Origin of the sequence: Actinoplanes sp. NPDC051513 (genome assembly GCF_044454685.1) — a bacterium.
GTDB lineage: Bacteria > Actinomycetota > Actinomycetes > Mycobacteriales > Micromonosporaceae > Actinoplanes.
In genome coordinates, this window is the sequence record NZ_JBITDW010000031.1 from 94,254 (window position 1) to 110,903 (window position 16,650).

12 protein-coding genes are annotated in these 16,650 nt (G+C 69.4%); 4 read left to right on the forward strand and 8 right to left on the reverse strand.

The features are described 5' to 3' along the window. Positions 1-177: 177 nt before the first annotated feature. Together ACIA5D_RS46030 and ACIA5D_RS46035 are read right to left on the reverse strand one after the other, a co-directional pair. Positions 178-771, reverse strand: coding sequence for a DUF4232 domain-containing protein (locus ACIA5D_RS46030; RefSeq protein WP_396037019.1), 594 nt, complete (start codon positions 769-771; stop codon positions 178-180). Then, positions 737-1,582, reverse strand: coding sequence for a hypothetical protein (locus ACIA5D_RS46035; RefSeq protein ID WP_396037020.1), 846 nt, complete (start codon positions 1,580-1,582; stop codon positions 737-739). Before ACIA5D_RS46035 ends, ACIA5D_RS46030 begins: the two co-directional genes overlap by 35 nt. An 85-nt stretch (positions 1,583-1,667) precedes the next feature. On the opposite strand from ACIA5D_RS46035, the gene ACIA5D_RS46040 reads away from it, so the two are divergent. Both ACIA5D_RS46040 and ACIA5D_RS46045 read left to right on the forward strand, forming a co-directional pair. After that, entirely contained in the window at positions 1,668-4,037 is a 2,370-nt protein-coding gene (locus tag ACIA5D_RS46040; RefSeq protein WP_396037021.1) for an ATP-binding cassette domain-containing protein, read from the forward strand. Positions 4,038-4,134: 97 nt separating this feature from the next. Beyond that, complete coding sequence (locus ACIA5D_RS46045; RefSeq protein WP_396037022.1) at positions 4,135-5,226, forward strand: MFS transporter; 1,092 nt, start codon at positions 4,135-4,137, stop codon at positions 5,224-5,226. Here ACIA5D_RS46045 and ACIA5D_RS46050 read toward each other — a convergent pair. Both ACIA5D_RS46050 and ACIA5D_RS46055 read right to left on the reverse strand, forming a co-directional pair. Continuing rightward, on the reverse strand, positions 5,128-6,366 hold the full coding sequence (locus ACIA5D_RS46050) for a hypothetical protein (RefSeq protein WP_396037023.1): 1,239 nt from the start codon (positions 6,364-6,366) through the stop codon (positions 5,128-5,130). The two genes, ACIA5D_RS46045 and ACIA5D_RS46050, sit on opposite strands and share 99 nt — an antisense overlap. Continuing rightward, positions 6,363-7,490 (reverse strand): XRE family transcriptional regulator, encoded by a 1,128-nt coding sequence (locus tag ACIA5D_RS46055; protein WP_396037024.1) that lies wholly within the window; start codon positions 7,488-7,490, stop codon positions 6,363-6,365. The genes ACIA5D_RS46050 and ACIA5D_RS46055 overlap by 4 nt, the downstream gene beginning before the upstream one ends. Before the next feature lie 313 nt (positions 7,491-7,803). Between ACIA5D_RS46055 and ACIA5D_RS46060 the strand changes: the two genes are divergently transcribed. Further along, the gene (locus ACIA5D_RS46060) at positions 7,804-8,085 is read left to right on the forward strand and encodes a hypothetical protein (RefSeq protein ID WP_396037026.1); all 282 of its coding nucleotides are present in this window, start codon (positions 7,804-7,806) and stop codon (positions 8,083-8,085) included. A 40-nt stretch (positions 8,086-8,125) separates the two neighbouring features. Here the strand turns inward: ACIA5D_RS46060 and ACIA5D_RS46065 are convergent, their stop codons facing one another. The 4 genes from ACIA5D_RS46065 to ACIA5D_RS46080 form a co-directional block, all read right to left on the reverse strand. Continuing rightward, positions 8,126-8,575 carry a hypothetical protein gene (locus ACIA5D_RS46065; RefSeq protein WP_396037027.1) on the reverse strand — a complete coding sequence of 150 codons (450 nt, stop codon included), beginning with the start codon at positions 8,573-8,575 and terminating at the stop codon, positions 8,126-8,128. Positions 8,576-8,593: 18 nt separating this feature from the next. After that, on the reverse strand, positions 8,594-14,767 hold the full coding sequence (locus ACIA5D_RS46070) for a DUF6531 domain-containing protein (RefSeq protein WP_396037028.1): 6,174 nt from the start codon (positions 14,765-14,767) through the stop codon (positions 8,594-8,596). 76 nt (positions 14,768-14,843) lie between these two features. Then, entirely contained in the window at positions 14,844-15,029 is a 186-nt protein-coding gene (locus ACIA5D_RS46075; protein ID WP_396037029.1) for an SDR family NAD(P)-dependent oxidoreductase, read from the reverse strand. 248 nt (positions 15,030-15,277) lie between these two features. After that, positions 15,278-15,658 carry a VOC family protein gene (locus ACIA5D_RS46080; protein WP_396037030.1) on the reverse strand — a complete coding sequence of 127 codons (381 nt, stop codon included), beginning with the start codon at positions 15,656-15,658 and terminating at the stop codon, positions 15,278-15,280. Positions 15,659-15,766: 108 nt separating this feature from the next. Between ACIA5D_RS46080 and ACIA5D_RS46085 the strand changes: the two genes are divergently transcribed. Next, positions 15,767-16,411, forward strand: a complete 645-nt coding sequence (locus ACIA5D_RS46085) for a VC0807 family protein (RefSeq protein ID WP_396037031.1) — start codon at positions 15,767-15,769, stop codon at positions 16,409-16,411. Positions 16,412-16,650 lie beyond the last annotated feature (239 nt).

The window sequence follows — 16,650 nt, forward strand, 5'->3', positions numbered from 1 at the left end:
CCTGGTGGGGGCGCAGCGGGCTGATCTTTCGGGGGGGCGCGCCAACAAATTGGGGCCCCGCCCCAATTTATATGGGCGTTTGGGGGGGCGTGCCAAATCTAGGTGGCCCCGCCCCCACTCGGGAGTCCCATAGTGGGCGCTTGCCCACTCAAAGTGGGCATGCGCCCACTCAAGGGGTCAGGACGACGCGCCCTCGGTGATCGTCGTGACGCTGCCCGCGTCGATGCCGTTCACCGAGCAGACCTGGGTCGGGAGCGCCACGAAAACCGCCCTGGTCTCGTTGGACGGGTAGACCCGGAAGCCGCGGACGTCGACCGGCTTGCACTTCGCGGCGTCGAAGAAGCCCACGTCGTGGGTGGCGAGGGTGGCGTGCGCGACCGCGCCGGGCTTCAGGGTGACTGTGCTCTTGGTGTCCACGCTGTTGCGGGTGAACGGCACGTTGACCTGGTGGCCGTCGTTGCCGGCGACCCACGAGACGCCGGGGTAGCCGAACAGCGTGCAGGCGTGTTTCGTGGCGTTCTTGAAGACCAGCGCGGTGTACAAGGTGCCGGCGGCGCCCTCACCCTGGCCGATGGAGACCTTGAGGTCGGCCGTGTGGCAGCGCGGCGTGCCCGTCTCACCCCCGGCCTCCCCCGCGGAGGCCGGAGGTGGCGTCGTGGGCGCGGCCGTGACCGGGGGTGGGGCGGTGGTGGCCGGGGCCGGGGCGGGCGAGGTGGACGCGCAGATCAGCCCAACCTCACGGATTCGTGCCCCGCTGGTGTTTCTTGACATACGTGTACCCGGGCGCCAGCGGGTCCGCCTCGACCTGCTGGTGCAGGGTCACCTGCCGCTCGGAGGCGTGCGCGCCCGGCGGAAGCTTGCGCACGAAACCGTTGACCAGGTGCTCGTGCCGGTCGCCTTCGAGACCCTCGAACGGGTCGGCCGGCTCGACCAGCGGCGCGTAGAAGACCATGCCGGCCGGCTTCTGGCCGTCGACCGCCGGGTACCAGGGGTAGCCGGTCGAGTCGACGCTGCCCTCGACGCGGGTCAGGTAGCCCTCGCGGATCAGCTGGTCGACGGCGTTGCGCAGCAGGAACTCGTTGCGCGCCCCCCGGCCCATCCCGGTCCGGGCCGCCAGTTCCGCCGCGGGGAGCACGGCGCTGCCGTCCTCGAAGACGCGTCCCTGTTTGCGGACCGCGTGCAGCACCCGGCCCCGATTCGACTTGTCGAGGTCGAATTCCCTGGTCACGACCTTTGGGTCGTACTCGTGAAAGTAGTTGATCCCGTCGATCGCCAGGGGCTCGTCGAGAGCGTTGGTGCGCGCGACCACCTCGTTCGCGCCGATCTGCCAGGTCACGGTGACCAGCACGCCGGGTTGGACGTCGGTGGGCCACTCGACGCCCTCGAACTGCCACTCGACGTCCTCCCGCAGCGTGGACTCGAAGGTCTCGCGGAGGGGTGCGATGCCCCGTACGCGATGCTCTAAATGCAGTTGAATGGGGTTTTTGCCGTGAAGGGCGTCGACGCACTCCTCCGGGGCAGCGCACAGGCCGCCCTCGAGGTCGGAGCGCCAGAGGGCGAACCGGCGCGTCGCCGTTTTCATGACCCCTCCGATCAGGAATCGAGAAGTGCAGGAAGGATAACCACACGTACTCTTCGTAGCTGGTGAGACGCACGACGAAGGAGCGATGATGCCGAAGGCCGCGCCGCAAGCCGCCGACAGCCACGATCTGATCCGCGTGCACGGTGCGCGCGTCAACAATCTCAAGGATGTCAGCGTCGAGATCCCGAAACGCCGGCTCACGGTGTTCACGGGCGTCTCCGGCTCGGGCAAGAGCTCGCTGGTGTTCGGCACGATCGCCGCCGAGTCGCAGCGGCTGATCAACGAGACGTACAGCGCGTTCGTCCAGGGCTTCATGCCGTCGCTGGCCCGGCCCGACGTCGATGTGCTCGACGGCCTGACCACCGCGATCCTCGTCGACCAGGAACGGATGGGCGGCGACGTACGCTCGACCGTCGGCACGGCCACCGACGCCAACGCCATGCTGCGCATCCTGTTCAGCCGGATCGGGCAGCCGCACATCGGCTCGCCGCAGGCGTTCTCGTTCAACGTCCCGTCGGTCAGCGGCGCCGGCGCGGTCACCCTCAACAAGGGCGGGCAGCAGACCAAGGAGCGGCGCAGCTTCAGCATCCTCGGCGGCATGTGCCCGCGCTGCGAGGGGCGCGGCTCGGTCAACGACATCAACCTGGCGGCGCTCTACGACGAGAACAAGTCGATCAACGAGGGCGCCATCATGATCCCCGGGTACAGCATGGAGGGCTGGTTCGGCCGGATCTTCCGCGGCGTCGGCTACTTCGACCCCGACAAGCCGATCAAGAAGTACAACAAGAAGGAACTGAACGACCTTCTCTACAAAGAGGCGACCAAGGTCAAAATCGAGGGCATCAACCTCACGTACGCGGGGCTCATCCCCTCGATTCAGCGGTCCATGCTGTCGAAGGACATCGACTCGCTCCAGCCCCACATCCGCGCGTTCGTCGAGCGGGTCGCGACGTTCACCACCTGCCCCGAGTGCGGCGGCAGCCGGCTCGCGCCCGAGGCCCGCTCCTCGAAGATCAACGGCATCAACATCGCCGACTGCTGCGCCATGCAGATCAGCGACCTCGCCGAGTGGGTGCGCTCTTTGTCCGAGCCGTCGGTGGCGCCGCTGTTGACGGCCCTCGGCGAGACCCTCGACTCGTTCGTCGAGATCGGCCTGGGCTACCTCTCGCTCGAGCGGCCGTCCGGCACCCTCTCCGGCGGCGAGGCGCAGCGCACCAAGATGATCCGCCACCTCGGGTCGGCGCTCACCGACGTCACGTACGTCTTCGACGAGCCCACCATCGGCCTGCACCCGCACGACATCCAGCGGATGAACGAGCTGCTGATCCAGCTGCGCGACAAGGGCAACACGGTGCTCGTCGTCGAGCACAAGCCCGAGGCGATCGCGATCGCCGACCACGTCGTCGATCTCGGGCCGGGCGCCGGCTCCGGGGGTGGCGAGGTCGTGTTCGAGGGTACGGTCGCCGGCCTGCGCTCCAGCGGCACGCTCACCGGGCAGCACCTGGACGACCGCGCGTCGCTCAAGGACGACGTCCGCAAGCCCTCCGGCAAGCTGTCGATCACCTGCGCCGACACCAACAACCTGCAGAACGTGGATGTCGACATCCCGCTCGGGATGCTCGTCGTGGTCACCGGCGTGGCGGGCTCCGGGAAGAGCTCCCTGATCCGCGGCTCGGTCGCTCCCCGCGACGGCGTCGTGAGCGTCGACCAGGGCGCGATCCGTGGCTCACGGCGGAGCAGCCCCGCGACGTACACGGGACTGCTGGAACCCATCCGCAAAGCCTTCGCCAAGGTCAACGGCGTCAAGCCGGCGCTGTTCAGCGCCAACTCCGAGGGCGCCTGCCCCAACTGCAACGGCGCCGGCGTCATCTACACCGATCTCGGGATGCTGGCCACCATGGCCACCACCTGCGAGGTGTGCGAGGGCAAGCGGTTCGACGCGTCGGTGCTGGAATACAAGCTGGGCGGCAAGGACATCAGCGAGGTGCTGGCGATGCCGGTCACCGAGGCCGCGACCTTCTTCGGCGAGGGCGACGCCCGCATCCCGGCCGCCCACGCGATCCTTTCGCGGCTCGCGGATGTCGGTCTCGGCTATCTTTCGCTCGGGCAGCCGCTCACCACGCTGTCGGGCGGCGAGCGGCAGCGATTGAAGCTGGCCACGCACCTGGGCGAGAAGGGCGGCATCTACGTCCTCGACGAGCCCACGACCGGCCTCCACCTGGCCGACGTGGAAAACCTGCTGGGTCTGCTCGACCGCATCGTCGACTCCGGCAAGTCGGTCATCGTCATCGAGCACCACCAGGCCGTGATGGCCCACGCCGACTGGATCATCGACCTGGGCCCGGGCGCCGGCCACGACGGCGGCAAAATCGTCTTCGAGGGCACGCCCCGAGACCTGGTGGCCGACCACTCGACGCTTACCGGAGAGCACCTGGCCAAGTACGTCGGGGCGTGACTCACGCTGCGCATACCCGAGATCGACGAAGAGTAATATCCCCCGTTAGAGTGACCGCCGGGGGTGTCTTGTGCGGTCCGCTCGGGGTGTCTGCGTCGTGTTCGCGGTCAGCGGCGCGACGCAGGCGTCCTGGATGTCGCGCCTGCCGGCGATCCTCGAGCAGACCACCACCGGTCTCGTACGGCTGGGCGTCGCCTTCTTCCTGCTCGGGGTGGGCACGCTCGCCGCGATGCTGCTGACCGGCCCCGCCTGCGACCGCTACGGCAGCAGGCGGGTGCTGGTCGCGGGCTTCGCCGTCGCGCTCCCGTCGCTGCTCGCGATCGCGCTCTGCCGGTCGCCGCAGGCGTTGGCGTTCGCGCTGCTCGCGATGGGCATCGGCAGCGGTGTCTGGGATGCCGGCATGAACGTGCAGGGCTACGCCGTCGAACGTGGACTGGGCAAGCACCTGATGAGCAGCTTCCACGGCTGGTGGAGCGTCGGCAGCATGGCCGGGGCCGGTCTGGGCCTGGTCGCGGCCCGCCTCTCGGTCGGGCTGATCCCCCATCTGGTGGTGGTTTCGCTGCTCGCCGCCGCGCTCTGCGTGCTGAGCCTGAGCACGCTCGACGACGGCAAGATCTCCGAGCCGGACGCGGTCGAGTCGAGGCGACGATGGCCGGTCGGGCGCCTCGCGATGATCGCGATTCTCATGTTCTGCGGCGCGCTGGCCGAGGGCGGCGCCAGCGACTGGCTGGCCGTCTACCTGAGCGAGGAGCGGAACCTCTCGCACTCGAGCGCGGCCTTGGGGTACACGATCTTCGTCACCGCCATGGCCGCCGGGCGACTGGCGGCCGAGCGACCCCACCGGCACGTGGGCGCCGCCGGGGTGGTCCGCGGCGGCGCGATAGTGGCCGGGGTCAGCATCGGGCTGGTCGTGTTCACCTCGAAGAGTTTCTGGGCCTTCGTCGGCGCGTTCGGGTGGGGCGTCGGCATCTGCTGGGCGTTCCCGGCCGCACTGAGCGCCGCCGGAAACATCGCGACCGCCTCGGCGGTCGCGATGATGACCGCGATCGGCTACTGCGCCAGCATTTTCGGGCCGCTGGCGATCGGCTGGCTAGCGCACTCCTCGGGGCTCGGCCACGCGCTGCTCGCCCTGCTGCCGCTGGTTCTTCTTGTCGCCTTGCTGGCCCCGATACTGGCGCCTCGCGAGTGAGACATCCTGGGCGTGTCGCGAGTGGAACGCCCGCAGTCGGAGCCGGTCCAGCGCGACCTCGATCGGCCTGCGCTGCCCGTTCGACTCCTTGCGGATCGGTCGCACGCCCCTCATGAAGCGGTGCCAACGCTCGCGATCCCGCCGCCAGGCCCGGATGTAGCCGACGCAGTGTCGGGGCTCGATGAACTGCAAACGGCCGCTCGCCGCCGCCAACGACTCCAGAATGTACTTCTCCCGGAGGGTGATCGGGCCGATCGTCCGCTCGATGCGAGCCCTGATCTCCTCGATGAGCTCCAACCGAGCCGCCAGGAACGCCTTCCAGTAACCGCGATCGGCATCCGCGATCCGGCCGCCGTCGTCGAACAGCGCGAAGAGCCCTTCGGCGAGGACGTCGCCGAACTCCTCGCCACGGGCCCGGTCGGGATTGGCGAAGGGGTCGTACGGCTTCTGGAACGCGGTGCCGACCTGGCCCACCGGCCGGAGCATCACCTCGCCGACCAGGAAGAACCAGTCCTCGTTGTAGACCTCGGGAAAGAACGAGTCGATCCGGTCCGCCGGCACGGCCAGCGCACCGCCCCCGATGAACGTGTCCTGCCGAGCCCCGGTCTCGCGATTGGCATGGCAGACAACGGAATTGTCGGGAAACCCTCCGATGTGGAGGCCGACGCCGTCGCGAGTGTCCAGCAGGGCCACGGCACGCTCCAGATCGGCCGCGTCGGGCACCACGATGTCGTCGTCGAGGAACACCACGCGCTTCCAGCCGGCCAGCCGCGCGAGCACCAGGCCGAGATTCCGCTTCGCGCTGGTGTCGGTGCGCCGCCTCAGCCGGGACTCGCCGAGCACCGTCGAGGTCTCCAGGAGCGGAAGCCGGGCGACGCCCGCCTCGGGATAGTCGACCGCGATGACGTCCGCGTCCGGATACCGCGTCAGGTAGGCGACGGCTTCAAGAGCGTCCGCATGCTTGCTGCACAGCACCAGAAGCGTGCAGCCGAGCTCGTCGGCCAGACGGCCGGCCTCGGCGAGCGCGGCGGCGCGGCGGCCGCTGGGCACGATGATGGCGTCGACGGGTTCGCGGTCGCGGGCCGGCCCCGAATCCGTGATGAGACGCCGGTGCGACGAATGATGGGCGCTCGAGCTCACCCGTCGCCCACCGTGGGCGGCCACTCGTGCAGCCGCTCCTCTGCCAGCGTCCAGTCAGGGGTCACCACGGCTCCGTTCAGGTTGATCCGGACCCGCATCAGGATGCTGAACGTCGGCGCATCCCGAAAGCGCTTCCGAACGTAGTCTTCATTGCGATCGCGGAACTTCGCGTCGGTCAACGCACGAACGGCGCCGTAGGTTCCGCGTCCGTACATGCCATTGCACAACGTTACTGTCCGTTGGGCGTTGTAGGGGCTGGTTCCCCGAAAGAAGTGGGCGACGTCCTCCACCAGAGTGCCGCCCGCCTCATCGAGGACGGGTGTGAAGGTATCGCCTTCGGCGGTGGAAAAGTAACCGGGGTCGGAATCATCGGGACGCATCTGTTGCCGTACGGGAAGATCCAGGCGCCGGGTGACATCCCGGTTGACGGGGTTCCAGTCGACGCCACCGATCAGCACGAGATGCGAGCTGAAGTCGTCCTCGTGCATCTCCTCCGACCGCAGGATGCGAACGTCCGCGACCGGATTCACCGCCCGGATGTGCCCGTGCACCTCGATCAGCGCGTCTAGGTCCGCCAGGCCGTACGAGCGGACGTAGTCGGGGTTCTCGGGATCGGCGAAGAGCATCTGCTCCCGATACCGCCTCGGCAGGCTTCCGCTCACGATGATGATCGGCCGCTGGTCGGGGAAGAACCACGTGCCGCCGCCGATGGTCTCCTGGTTCGAGCCCACGAGGGAAAGCTGCCGGGCATCGAACAAACCGGACTCGTCGCCATTGAGCGGGGTGTCCGGGAAGCGCAGGCTGAGCAGCTCGGCGTAGAGCCGGTCGCGCACCTTGCGCTCGTCCTCGCCGAGCTCGGCTTCGTCGAGCAGGCGGGCCGGTTCGGACGTCACGGATCGCCGGCTGGCGAAGAAGGTGGCGTATCCGATGAGCCGGTTCGTCGGGGGCAGGACGGGTTTTCGGGTGGATTCCCACGAGGAGATCAGGGACAGGCTCAACGGGCTTTCGCCGCCGAGAGCCTCGGCAATCTGCTGTTGGGTGATTTTGGCGCCTGGCCAGTGCTGCTGCCTCAGGGATCGCAGGCGCCGTGCGAGGCGGGCATCGGGTCGCGCTGCCGGTTGCATGAGATGATCCTCACTGAACCTTCAGGAGTCCAAGAAGTTTAGAGCTTGGTCAACATTCTTACCAGGTCAAGACCGCATCGTCGCAGATGACGCCACAGAGTGTCGGCGTGAATATGACTGAATGCGCTCGCCTTCTTGCTCACGGTCTTCAACCGACTTAGCCTGAGGGCCTGCAGTTCAGTCAAGTCTTCTGAAGTTTGCAGGAGGCGCGATGAAACCGACGACACGATCTCCGCCGCGCACACGCGGCCGACTACGCCCCGCCCTGGCGAATTCCTCAAGGCACCAGAGATCCGATCTCGAGGAGTCCGTTATGTCGAAAGTTCGAGGCACGGTCAGCCGGATCAAACGAGGACTTCCGATCGTGGTCGGCGTCGTCGTCCTTCTCGCCCTCACCGGCGCCGCGCCCGGGCCCGACGCCTCACGGGCCGAGCTGACGGCCTACTCGCTCGGATGCGCCGTAGCCCTCATCGTGGCCGTCAAGATTGTCATCAAGCTTTTCGTCTACATAGTTCAAGCGGCCGTCGTCGTCTCCGCGCTCCTCGCGCTCCTCACACTGGTCAAGATTGCGGTCAACGCAGTCACGGGCGAATGACCCTCGCGGCGGTCGGGGCGGGACCGCCGCGAGCCCGTGTTCAGACGTCCACCCGCTCCAGCTCGATGGGCTCCGCGCCGTTCAGATAGATGACGTAGCCCGCCTCGTCGTCGTCGATCAGGTCGGTCGGGACTACCTCGAGCACGTACTCGGGCCGGGGCAGGAAGCCGAAATCGGCGGGCGGCTCGTACTTCTCTATTCCGGTGACCCGCACCTCGGTCGGTGGGATGCCGACGAAGCACGCGTCGCCCGTCTCGAGCTCGGACGGATCGGGCTCGAGACGCCACGGCGTGTTGCACCAGTCGTACGCGTCCGGATCGCGCGGGAAACCCACGGTGCCGTCCCATGAGTTGGCCGAGTCGGGGTCGGACTCCCACCACGGCCAGTCGATGAGCACGCGCTGACGGGTGGTGCCGCCGACCCGCGCGTCGAACGCCTCGGCCGAGATCACGAGAAGGTCACCGACGGAATAGCCGAGCGCCTCCGTCAACCGGACACTGTCCACGGCCTACCAGTCCTCCTGCCAGAAGTACGAGAACGGTGTCTTGTCCGCCCGGCCGCCGAAATAGCCGGCGCCGCCGAATCTCATGCCGTTGCCGTTGAGCAGCGGATAACAGGTGTCCCGGCAGATGTTCCGCGACGTGCCGCCGAATCCTACAATCTCGTCCGGTCCGAGGTTGGCGAGAATTGTCTCCTCGGCGTGGCCGGCGCCCTGGACGAACTTCTCGCCCGCCCGGAGCGTCCACGTGCTCGGCATCGCGCCGCCACCGTTGATCGCGACGTGGTTGGTCCAGCGTCCGGTCGTCTTGTTGAAGACGCCGATCACCGACGTGGTGCCGTGGTTGGCGGCGTTCGGGTAGTCGTTCCGCAGGGATTGCAGTTCCTCGGCGCGGTCCCGGGCGAGCTTCCCATCGATCTCCTCGGGCCCGCCGCAGTTGTGGACCAGGACGGTGGTGTGGCCGGCGACCACGTAGTACGTGTGGGTGTCGCTGACCGTGAGGTTGTAGACGGTCGTGGTGGCGGCACGTTCGGCTCGCCGTACGACGGTGATCTGCATGCCGTCCGCGTCGCGGAGGGTCTCACCGATCTTGAGCTCGGCGGCCGGCACCCATGCGGCGCGGTCGACGCTGTAGAACTTGTGTCCTGCTGTAGCGGTGACGACCGACGGCGGACCGCCACCACCGGCCCCGGCGCCGGCCAGGGTCAGGTCGATCAGGTCCTTGTCGCCGGCGCCGACCACCGTGGCGGTCACCTGCTGCGGCTCGGTCAGCCCGGTCGCCGGGTCGGTGGCCCGGACCGCGTCGCCGGGGTGCAGCTTCTCGATCGGCTTGGTGCTGCCGTCGGCGAGCAGCACCGCGGTGCCGGCCGCGAACGAGTTGGAGGCCAGGCGGGCCTTGCCGCCCTTGGCGACCTTGCAGCTCTCGCCGGTCGTGGACTCTTTCTTCTTCGCGCGTTTGGCGTTGTCCGCGGCCTTCTGCGAGGTCGCCTTCGCCTTGCCGCCGGCGTCCTTGGCGCCCTTGGCCGCCTTGGCCGCCTCGTCGGCGTACTTCTTGCTGCTGGCCGCCTCGTCCGCGGTGCGGGTGGCCTTCTTGATCCAGCGTGGGATCGCGGACAGCGCGTTCTTCGCGGATTTGAGCCGGCCGTACGCGTCGATCAGCCGCCGGCCGACCCCGATCGCCTTGATCGCGACCTTGGCGGCCTTGAACATCTTGCCCCACGGCACCGCCTGCAGCGCCGTCGAGACGCAGGCGACGATGTCGCCCTCGGTGATGCAGGCCTTCGCGTCGTTGAAGCCGACCAGATCGAGGATCAGGTTGACGATCTCGTCGCCGATCATCTTCACGAAGCCCTCGGCCTCGTCGACGATCTTCTTGGAGTTCAGCCAGTCCGGGTTCTCGGTCTGCTGGTCGCCCTCGCCGCCGGCCGGCGTGTTGCCGTCGGTCATCGCGCCGCACGCGGCGGGGTTGTTGGCGCATCCCGAGTAGTACGAGACGTACGCGTCGGTCATGCCGGTCTTGCCGTCGGCCGGATCGCCACCGGTCGGGTCGGTCAGCACGGTCGGGCGGCCATTGGTGTACGAGTACGTCGACACCGCCTGGTCGGTGGCCGGCTGAGCGACCGGGTCGGCCGAGGCGAACCGCCCGGTGGACGGGTCGTAGCTGCGGGCGCCCATCGCGTACCGGTCGCCCTGGCTGACGTCCTGGTAGGTCCCCGCGAACTGGATCGGGTTGGCCGGCGCGTCGTCGGCGGCCTTGGTGACCCCGCGGCTCACCCCGAACGCGTCGTAGTCGTAGCTCCACTCCGGAGCGCCGGCCGGCGAGACCACCCCGGCGATGCCGCCGAGCCAGTCCCGCAGGTAGGAGTGGGCGCCCAGCGCGTCCGCCGACGGCACGAGCAGGGCGAGCGGCTGACCGGACGGGTCGTACAGGTAGTCCCGGCCGACCGTGCCGGTGGCGTCGGTCTGCCGCTCCTGCGCAAGCAGCGCCCGGCCGGCGTTCAGATCCCAGCTCCAGGTCTGGGTCTGGTCGCCGGAGACCGCCGCGATCCGGTTGCCGGCCGCGTCGTACGTGTAGTCGGTGGTGCGGCCGTTGGCGGTGGCCGACGTCATGGTGTGGTCGAGGGCGTACGTGAACCTGTCGTTGCCGGCCTGCGTCTGGTTGCCCTCGAGGTCGTACGCGAAGGACCGGCTGCTGGTCCGGCTGCCCGTGACGCTCTCGGTGACGAGCTGGTCCGCGGCGTCGTACGCGTATCTGGTCGTGGTGTTCTCGCCCGGCGCCTTGCGGGTCATCGTCTTGCGGTTGCCGACCAGGTCGTACGTGTAGTCGGTCCGCTCGGCGACCGCACCCGAGCAGGCCTGCGCGCCGAAACACTCGGCGGTGAGCCGGTTCGCGGCGTCGTAGGCGTACGCGGTGGCCTCGGTGATTGTCGGCTGGCCCGGCTCGCCGGTGGTCTGCGTGATCCGGGTCGGGTTGCCCACCTTGTCGAGGTCCACGTCGAATGCGGACAGCGTGGTCTCGCCCTTGGTGGCGGCGATCCGGGTCATCCGGCCGGCCCGGTCGTAGTCCCGGTGCTCGGCGATGCCGGTGGACGCCGGGTAGGTGATCCCGGTGAGGTTGTCTGCGACGTCGTACGAGAACTGGTACCCGGCGCTCGACTCCCCCCGCGTGGCGGTCAGCGTCTTGACCCGGTTGCCTTCGTCGTAGGTGGCGCCGATGTGCGTGCCGTCCGGGTAGCTGCGCCCGGTGACCCGGTCCTCGCTGTCGTAGTCGTACTTGAACGTCTCGACGCCGCGGGTGGTCGCGGTGAGCCGGTCGGTGTCGTCGTAGGCGTACGACTGCACGCCGGCCGGGTCGGCGGCGCTGACCAGCCGGTTCTTGCCGTCGTAGCCGTAGTTGTAGGTGACGCCGCCCGAGCCGAGCTGTTTGCTGGTCAGCCGGCCCAGGTTGTCGTAGGCGTAGAACACCGTCCGGGCCGGGCGGTTCGGGTCGGGGCGGCCCGGCTCGACGATCCGGGCGGTGACCTCCTCGATCAGGTTGGAGTCGGCGTCGTAGACGTACTCGCGGCGCCGGCCGAGCGGGTCGGTGCTGACCGTGGTGCGGCCGGCCCGGTCGTACTCGGTCGAGGCGACCCGGCCGAGCGGGTCGGTTCGCTTGATCACCTGGCCGTCGGCGTTGTAGGTGTAGACCAGCGACTGACCGCCGGTGGCGTCCGCGCCGGTCACCTTCGCAAGCCGGTCGGCCTCGTCGTACCCGAACTTGGTGGTGTTGCCGTTGGCGTCGATCTGCGCGGTGGGCCGGTTCAGCGCGTCGTAGGTGGCCTTGCTGACGTTGCCAAGCGGGTCGGTCACCGTCTCGGGGTTGCCGGCCCGGTCGTACGTGTACGTCGTGGTGTAGTCGTCCGGGTTCGCGCCGGGTACGTTGCCGCGCGGCTCGGTGACCGCGACGACCCGGCCGTCGTCGTCGTACCTGGTGGTGACCACGCCGCCGGTCGGGGTGGTCTGTCTGACCGGGTTGCCGGCGTCGTCGTACTCGATGCCGGCCGCTCCGGCCCCGGGCCCGGAGCTTCCGGTACGCCGGTTGGCCGCGTCGAAGCTGCTGGTCAGTTTCTCGCCGCGCTCGTTGGTCATCTCGACGACGTTGCCGCTGTTGTCGTACGCGACCGAGGTGTCCTTCTTGAACTGGTCCTTCTGCCCGGTGGGCCGGTCCAGCGCGTCGAACTTGGTGTCCACTTCGACCCGCTCGCCGCTCGAGCCGTACGGCCGGTCGGCGCGGATCAGGTTGCCGTTGTAGTCGTAGTGGAAGACCGCGGTGAACAGGTCCTTGTGTGCCGGGTCGGCGTTGCCCCGCGGCGACGTCTCGGTCGCGACGCGGCCGTTGAGGTCATACGTCCAGCTGGTGGTGTTGCCCTCGCCGTCGATCAGCGACGCGCGCCGGCCGCCGGGCGTGTACCTGGTCGACGTGACATTGCCGATCGGGGACTTGGTCTCGACGCGCCGGCTGGCGTCGTCGTACGTGTAGCGGCTGGAGTTGCTCAGTGGATCGGTCGAGACCACCACGTTGCCGAGCTCGTCGTAGACGGTCCGGAACGGCTGGGCCTTGCCCGGCTGCCAGACCTCGAGAATCTGGCTCTGTGCGTCGTAGACGTATCTCGTGCGGTAGGCGTCCTTGTTGCCGCCGGACACCGTGCCGCGCGGGTCGACCACCGAGGCGAGCCGGCCGGTGCCGTCGTACGTCATCTCGGTGCGCCGGCCGGTCGGCGCGACCTCGGCCGTGCGGTCGCCGTTGGCGTCGTACTCGTACTTGGTGACCTTGCCGCGCGGGTCGGTGCGCGAGATCAGCTGACCCTTGGCGTCGTACTCGTAGCGGTAGCCAGTGTCCTGCTTCGGGTCGCGCTGCGCGACCATCTCGTTGAACTCGTTGTACTCGTACTTCCAGGTGTTGCCCCGGCCGTCCTGGTACGCCGTGAGGTTGCTGCGGTTGTCGAACGAGTTGACCGTGGTGAACGCGAACGGCTCCGGCGCCGTACGCGAGACGGGGTTGCCCTCGTCGTCGAAACGGGTCTCCTCCTGGTTTCCCTTCGGGTCGACCACGAGGCTCTTGTTCAGCTTGCCGGTGTAGCGGTGGTTGGTCGTGTCGTTGCCGGCGTTCTGGCTATAGAGCAGGACGTTGTTCTTGTAGCCGTCGACCACCGCGACGCCGTCCGGGTCGGTGGTGCGGGCGATCTGCTGCCCGGCGTCCCAGGCGAAGGTCGTCCTGGCGCCGAGCGGGTCCAACTGCGCGGCGACCCGGCCGCTCGCGTCGTACGTGTTGCGGATCAGCTTGTGGCCGCGCGCGTCGGTGATCTCGGCGAGCCGGCCGGCGGCGTCATAGCCGTACGAGGTCACGTAGCCGCGCGGGTCCTGCACCTTGAGCAGGCGCCCGTCCTGGTAGTCGAACTGGGTCGATCGGCCGTCCGGCAGCGTGATCTTGGTCATCAGCCGCAGGTCGGCCCGCGACTCGAGGCGCACCACCCGGCCGCTCGCGTCGGTGACCGTGCTCAGCAACCCGGCCGAGGTGTAGCCGAGGGTCACGCCGAGCCCGCGCGCATTCTTGATCGACTGCAGCAGGCCGGTGGCGTCGAAGCGCAGCACCCGGCGGTCCGGCGGCACCAGCTGCCAGCCGCCGTCCACCTTGGACAGCTTGGCGCGGACGCCGGCCGGCGCGCTGTAGGCACCGTCGGCCGCCGCGGTGTAGACCGCCTCGGACCCGTCCTCGGCGCGCACCCGCGCCGCGCCGCTGTCCGCGGCGATCACCCGGATGTCGTACGAGGAACTCCAGCCCGCGCCGAACATGCCGGTCGCGGCGTTGCCGGACGAGTAGTAGCGGGCGTGGTCGAACGGGATGCCGGACGAGGGCATCGCGAAGTCCCGCTCCACTCGCAGGTAGGCGCCGGTGGCCGTGTTCACCGTGGCGCCGCGCAGCGCCTGGGCGACCACGGTCGGGCCGAGCACCGTGGCGCAGCCGCAGCCGGCCGCCTGCCCGGCCGGCAGCGCCGGCACGTCGTCGGTCTTGCGTGGATGCGCGGGCGCGGACGGCACGCTGGTCAGCTCGGTGTCGTCGGGCGCGACCTCGGTGACGGTGACCGTGTAGGTGCGCGCCGGGTCGAGCACCCATCCGTCGGCCGAGCCGAAGCTGCGGCACAGCAGCGCCGGGTCGTAGCAGCGACTCAGGTCCTTCTTCGCGAGCACCGCCGACCGCTGCTCGGCGGCCGTCTCGGTGTCGGTGACGGTGGCGAACCAGCGACCCCAGGAGTCCGGGTTGCCCTCGTCGACCTCGGCATCCCAGTAGACGACCAGCGAGGTGTCGCCGAGCAGGAACCCGGGCCGGGCGATGGGCCGTCCGGGCACCGCCGCCTGCGCCCGGGCCACCGCGGCGGCCATGGTCTTGCGCTTCGCCTTCTCGGCGGCGCTGGGTCTCGCCGGTGGGCCGGCGGCCTCCGCGGCGGGCGGCACCGGCGGCGCCGCCCGACCGGCCGGCAGGCCGTGGTTCGCGGTGGCGGTGGCCGGCAATGGGCTGTGCACCGGGCCGGCGCCGGGAGCGGCGACCGGGGCCGCGGACGCCGGCGAAATCGGCGAGGCAACAAGGTAGGCGGCGACGATCGCCAGGATCAGGGCATGACAGAGCAGCCGGAATCGAGCAGACACGCGCACGAGACAATCCCCCCGTGGATGTGGCGTTTTGCAGTCCGCGAAGCACGCTGCCGCATAGACGAAGATCGAATCAACCGGTCAAAGAGGGGATTGACATTTGTCGCTGGGAGCGCTCCCAGATCAACGACCACTCTTTCGCCAGCGTCCGCATCAGCCCGACCAGCGCGTGCTTGGCCGTCGCATACGCGCTGATCCCGGCATCCGACGTCAGCCCGACCACGCTGGAGTTGATGACGGTACGGCCGCCGTCGGGCAAGAAGGGCAGGCTGTACTGCAGGTCAGGAACGATCCCCGCACGTGGATTCCCGCGAGCGCCACGCGGCAGCCCTCGCGGACGAAAGCCCGCGCGGTCGCCAGGCCGACGCTTCCCTCGCCGCCGGTGATCAGAGCCACCTGGTCGTCCAACCGTCCCACGACGGCCATCTGGCCAGGAACGAGCTGATCAGGCCACCGAGGCCGGCACGCCCAGCGCAGCCACCGACCAACCGCGTCGGGCCAAGGCCCTCAGGCGGGCGCGGCGGAGAGCGACAGCGTGTTGCCGTCGGGATCGTGGAACCAGGCGATGCGCGTGCCGCCCGGGGCGGTCCAGGCGCCGCGGGCGTCCTGCTCCATGCCCGGGTAGCGGACAAACTTGACACCCCGGGAGGCGAGGACGTCGATCTCGGCGTCCAGTTCGGCGACCTCCCAGCCGAGGACCGTGAAGGGCTGCGGCCGCAGACCGGGCCCGACATCGGTGATGCGGATGGCGCCGGTGGGCGACGCGACCACCACGGCGAAGCCGTCGGCGGAGGCGATCGGGAGGCCGAGCGTCTTCTCGTAGAACTCGCGGGACCGGCCGAGATCGGTCGACGGCACGAAGGCGACAACGCGCCCGGAAGCCAGCATGCCCTCCACGCTGCCGTGTCCACCAAGTGGTTGACAACCGCATTCGGCGATTCGGTCGTCCCGGCGGGAACCCCGTCACAGCCAGGATCAATGCATCAACCGGGAGCGATGAGGGAGACCGATATGCAGCAGCACGGCATGACCGCGATGATCCGCTCGATGGCCTGGGACCTCGGTCTTCCGCTGGCCGCCTACTACGCCTTGCACACTGCCGACGCGAGCGACACCGCGGCGCTCCTGGCCGGCAGCGGGGCCGCGGGCGTGCGGCTGGTCTGGGTGGCGGCGCGCAGCCGTGCGCTCAGCGCGTTCTCGATGGTGATGGGTGCCGTCTTCGGCGTCGGGCTGCTGTTCACGCTGCTGACCGGCGACCCGCGCTTTCTGCTCGTCAAACACTCGGCGATGGCCGCGGTGATCGGCTCGATGTTCCTGATCACGGCGTTCCGGGGCCGCCCGCTCACCCTCGCCGCACAGCAGAGCTTCATGCCCAAGCGGGCCGCCGAGCTGGCCGAGGCCTACGCGACCACCCCGGAGATCCGCCACGGCCACCGCGTCGCCTCCCTCGTCTGGGGCGGCGGTCTGCTCGCCGAGGCGGTGGTCCGGGCGGCACTGGTCTACACCCTCCCGATCTCGGTCATGGTCGGCCTCTCCACGGCGCTCACCGTCGTCACCTTCGCCGCGCTGATCGGCTGGAACGCTCGCTACATCGCCACCCACAGCCGCCCCGCTGCCACCCCGGCTCCACTCGCGGCCTGACCAAGCCGCCCGGCCGCCCTGCCACCCCGGCCGCCCTGCCACCCCGGCCGCCCTGCCACCCCGGCCGCCCTGCCACCCCGGCCGCCCTGCCACCCCGGCCGCCCTGCCACCCCGGCCGCCCTGCCACCCCGGCCGCCCTGCCACCCCGGCCACCCTGCCACCCCGGCCACCCTGCCACCCCGGCCACCCTGCCACCCCGGCCACCCTGCCACCCCGGCCACCCTGCCACCCCGGCCGCC

What these genes read in the sequence shown, in the direction of transcription:
- ACIA5D_RS46035 (WP_396037020.1), bottom strand. Translation starts at nt 1,582, where the DNA reads ATGAAAACGGCGACGCGCCGGTTCGCCCTCTGGCGCTCCGACCTCGAG.
- ACIA5D_RS46055 (WP_396037024.1), bottom strand. Translation starts at nt 7,490, where the DNA reads ATGCAACCGGCAGCGCGACCCGATGCCCGCCTCGCACGGCGCCTGCGA.
- ACIA5D_RS46085 (WP_396037031.1), top strand. Translation starts at nt 15,767, where the DNA reads ATGAGGGAGACCGATATGCAGCAGCACGGCATGACCGCGATGATCCGC.
- ACIA5D_RS46080 (WP_396037030.1), bottom strand. Translation starts at nt 15,658, where the DNA reads ATGCTGGCTTCCGGGCGCGTTGTCGCCTTCGTGCCGTCGACCGATCTC.
- ACIA5D_RS46040 (WP_396037021.1), top strand. Translation starts at nt 1,668, where the DNA reads ATGATGCCGAAGGCCGCGCCGCAAGCCGCCGACAGCCACGATCTGATC.
- ACIA5D_RS46030 (WP_396037019.1), bottom strand. Translation starts at nt 771, where the DNA reads ATGTCAAGAAACACCAGCGGGGCACGAATCCGTGAGGTTGGGCTGATC.
- ACIA5D_RS46060 (WP_396037026.1), top strand. Translation starts at nt 7,804, where the DNA reads ATGTCGAAAGTTCGAGGCACGGTCAGCCGGATCAAACGAGGACTTCCG.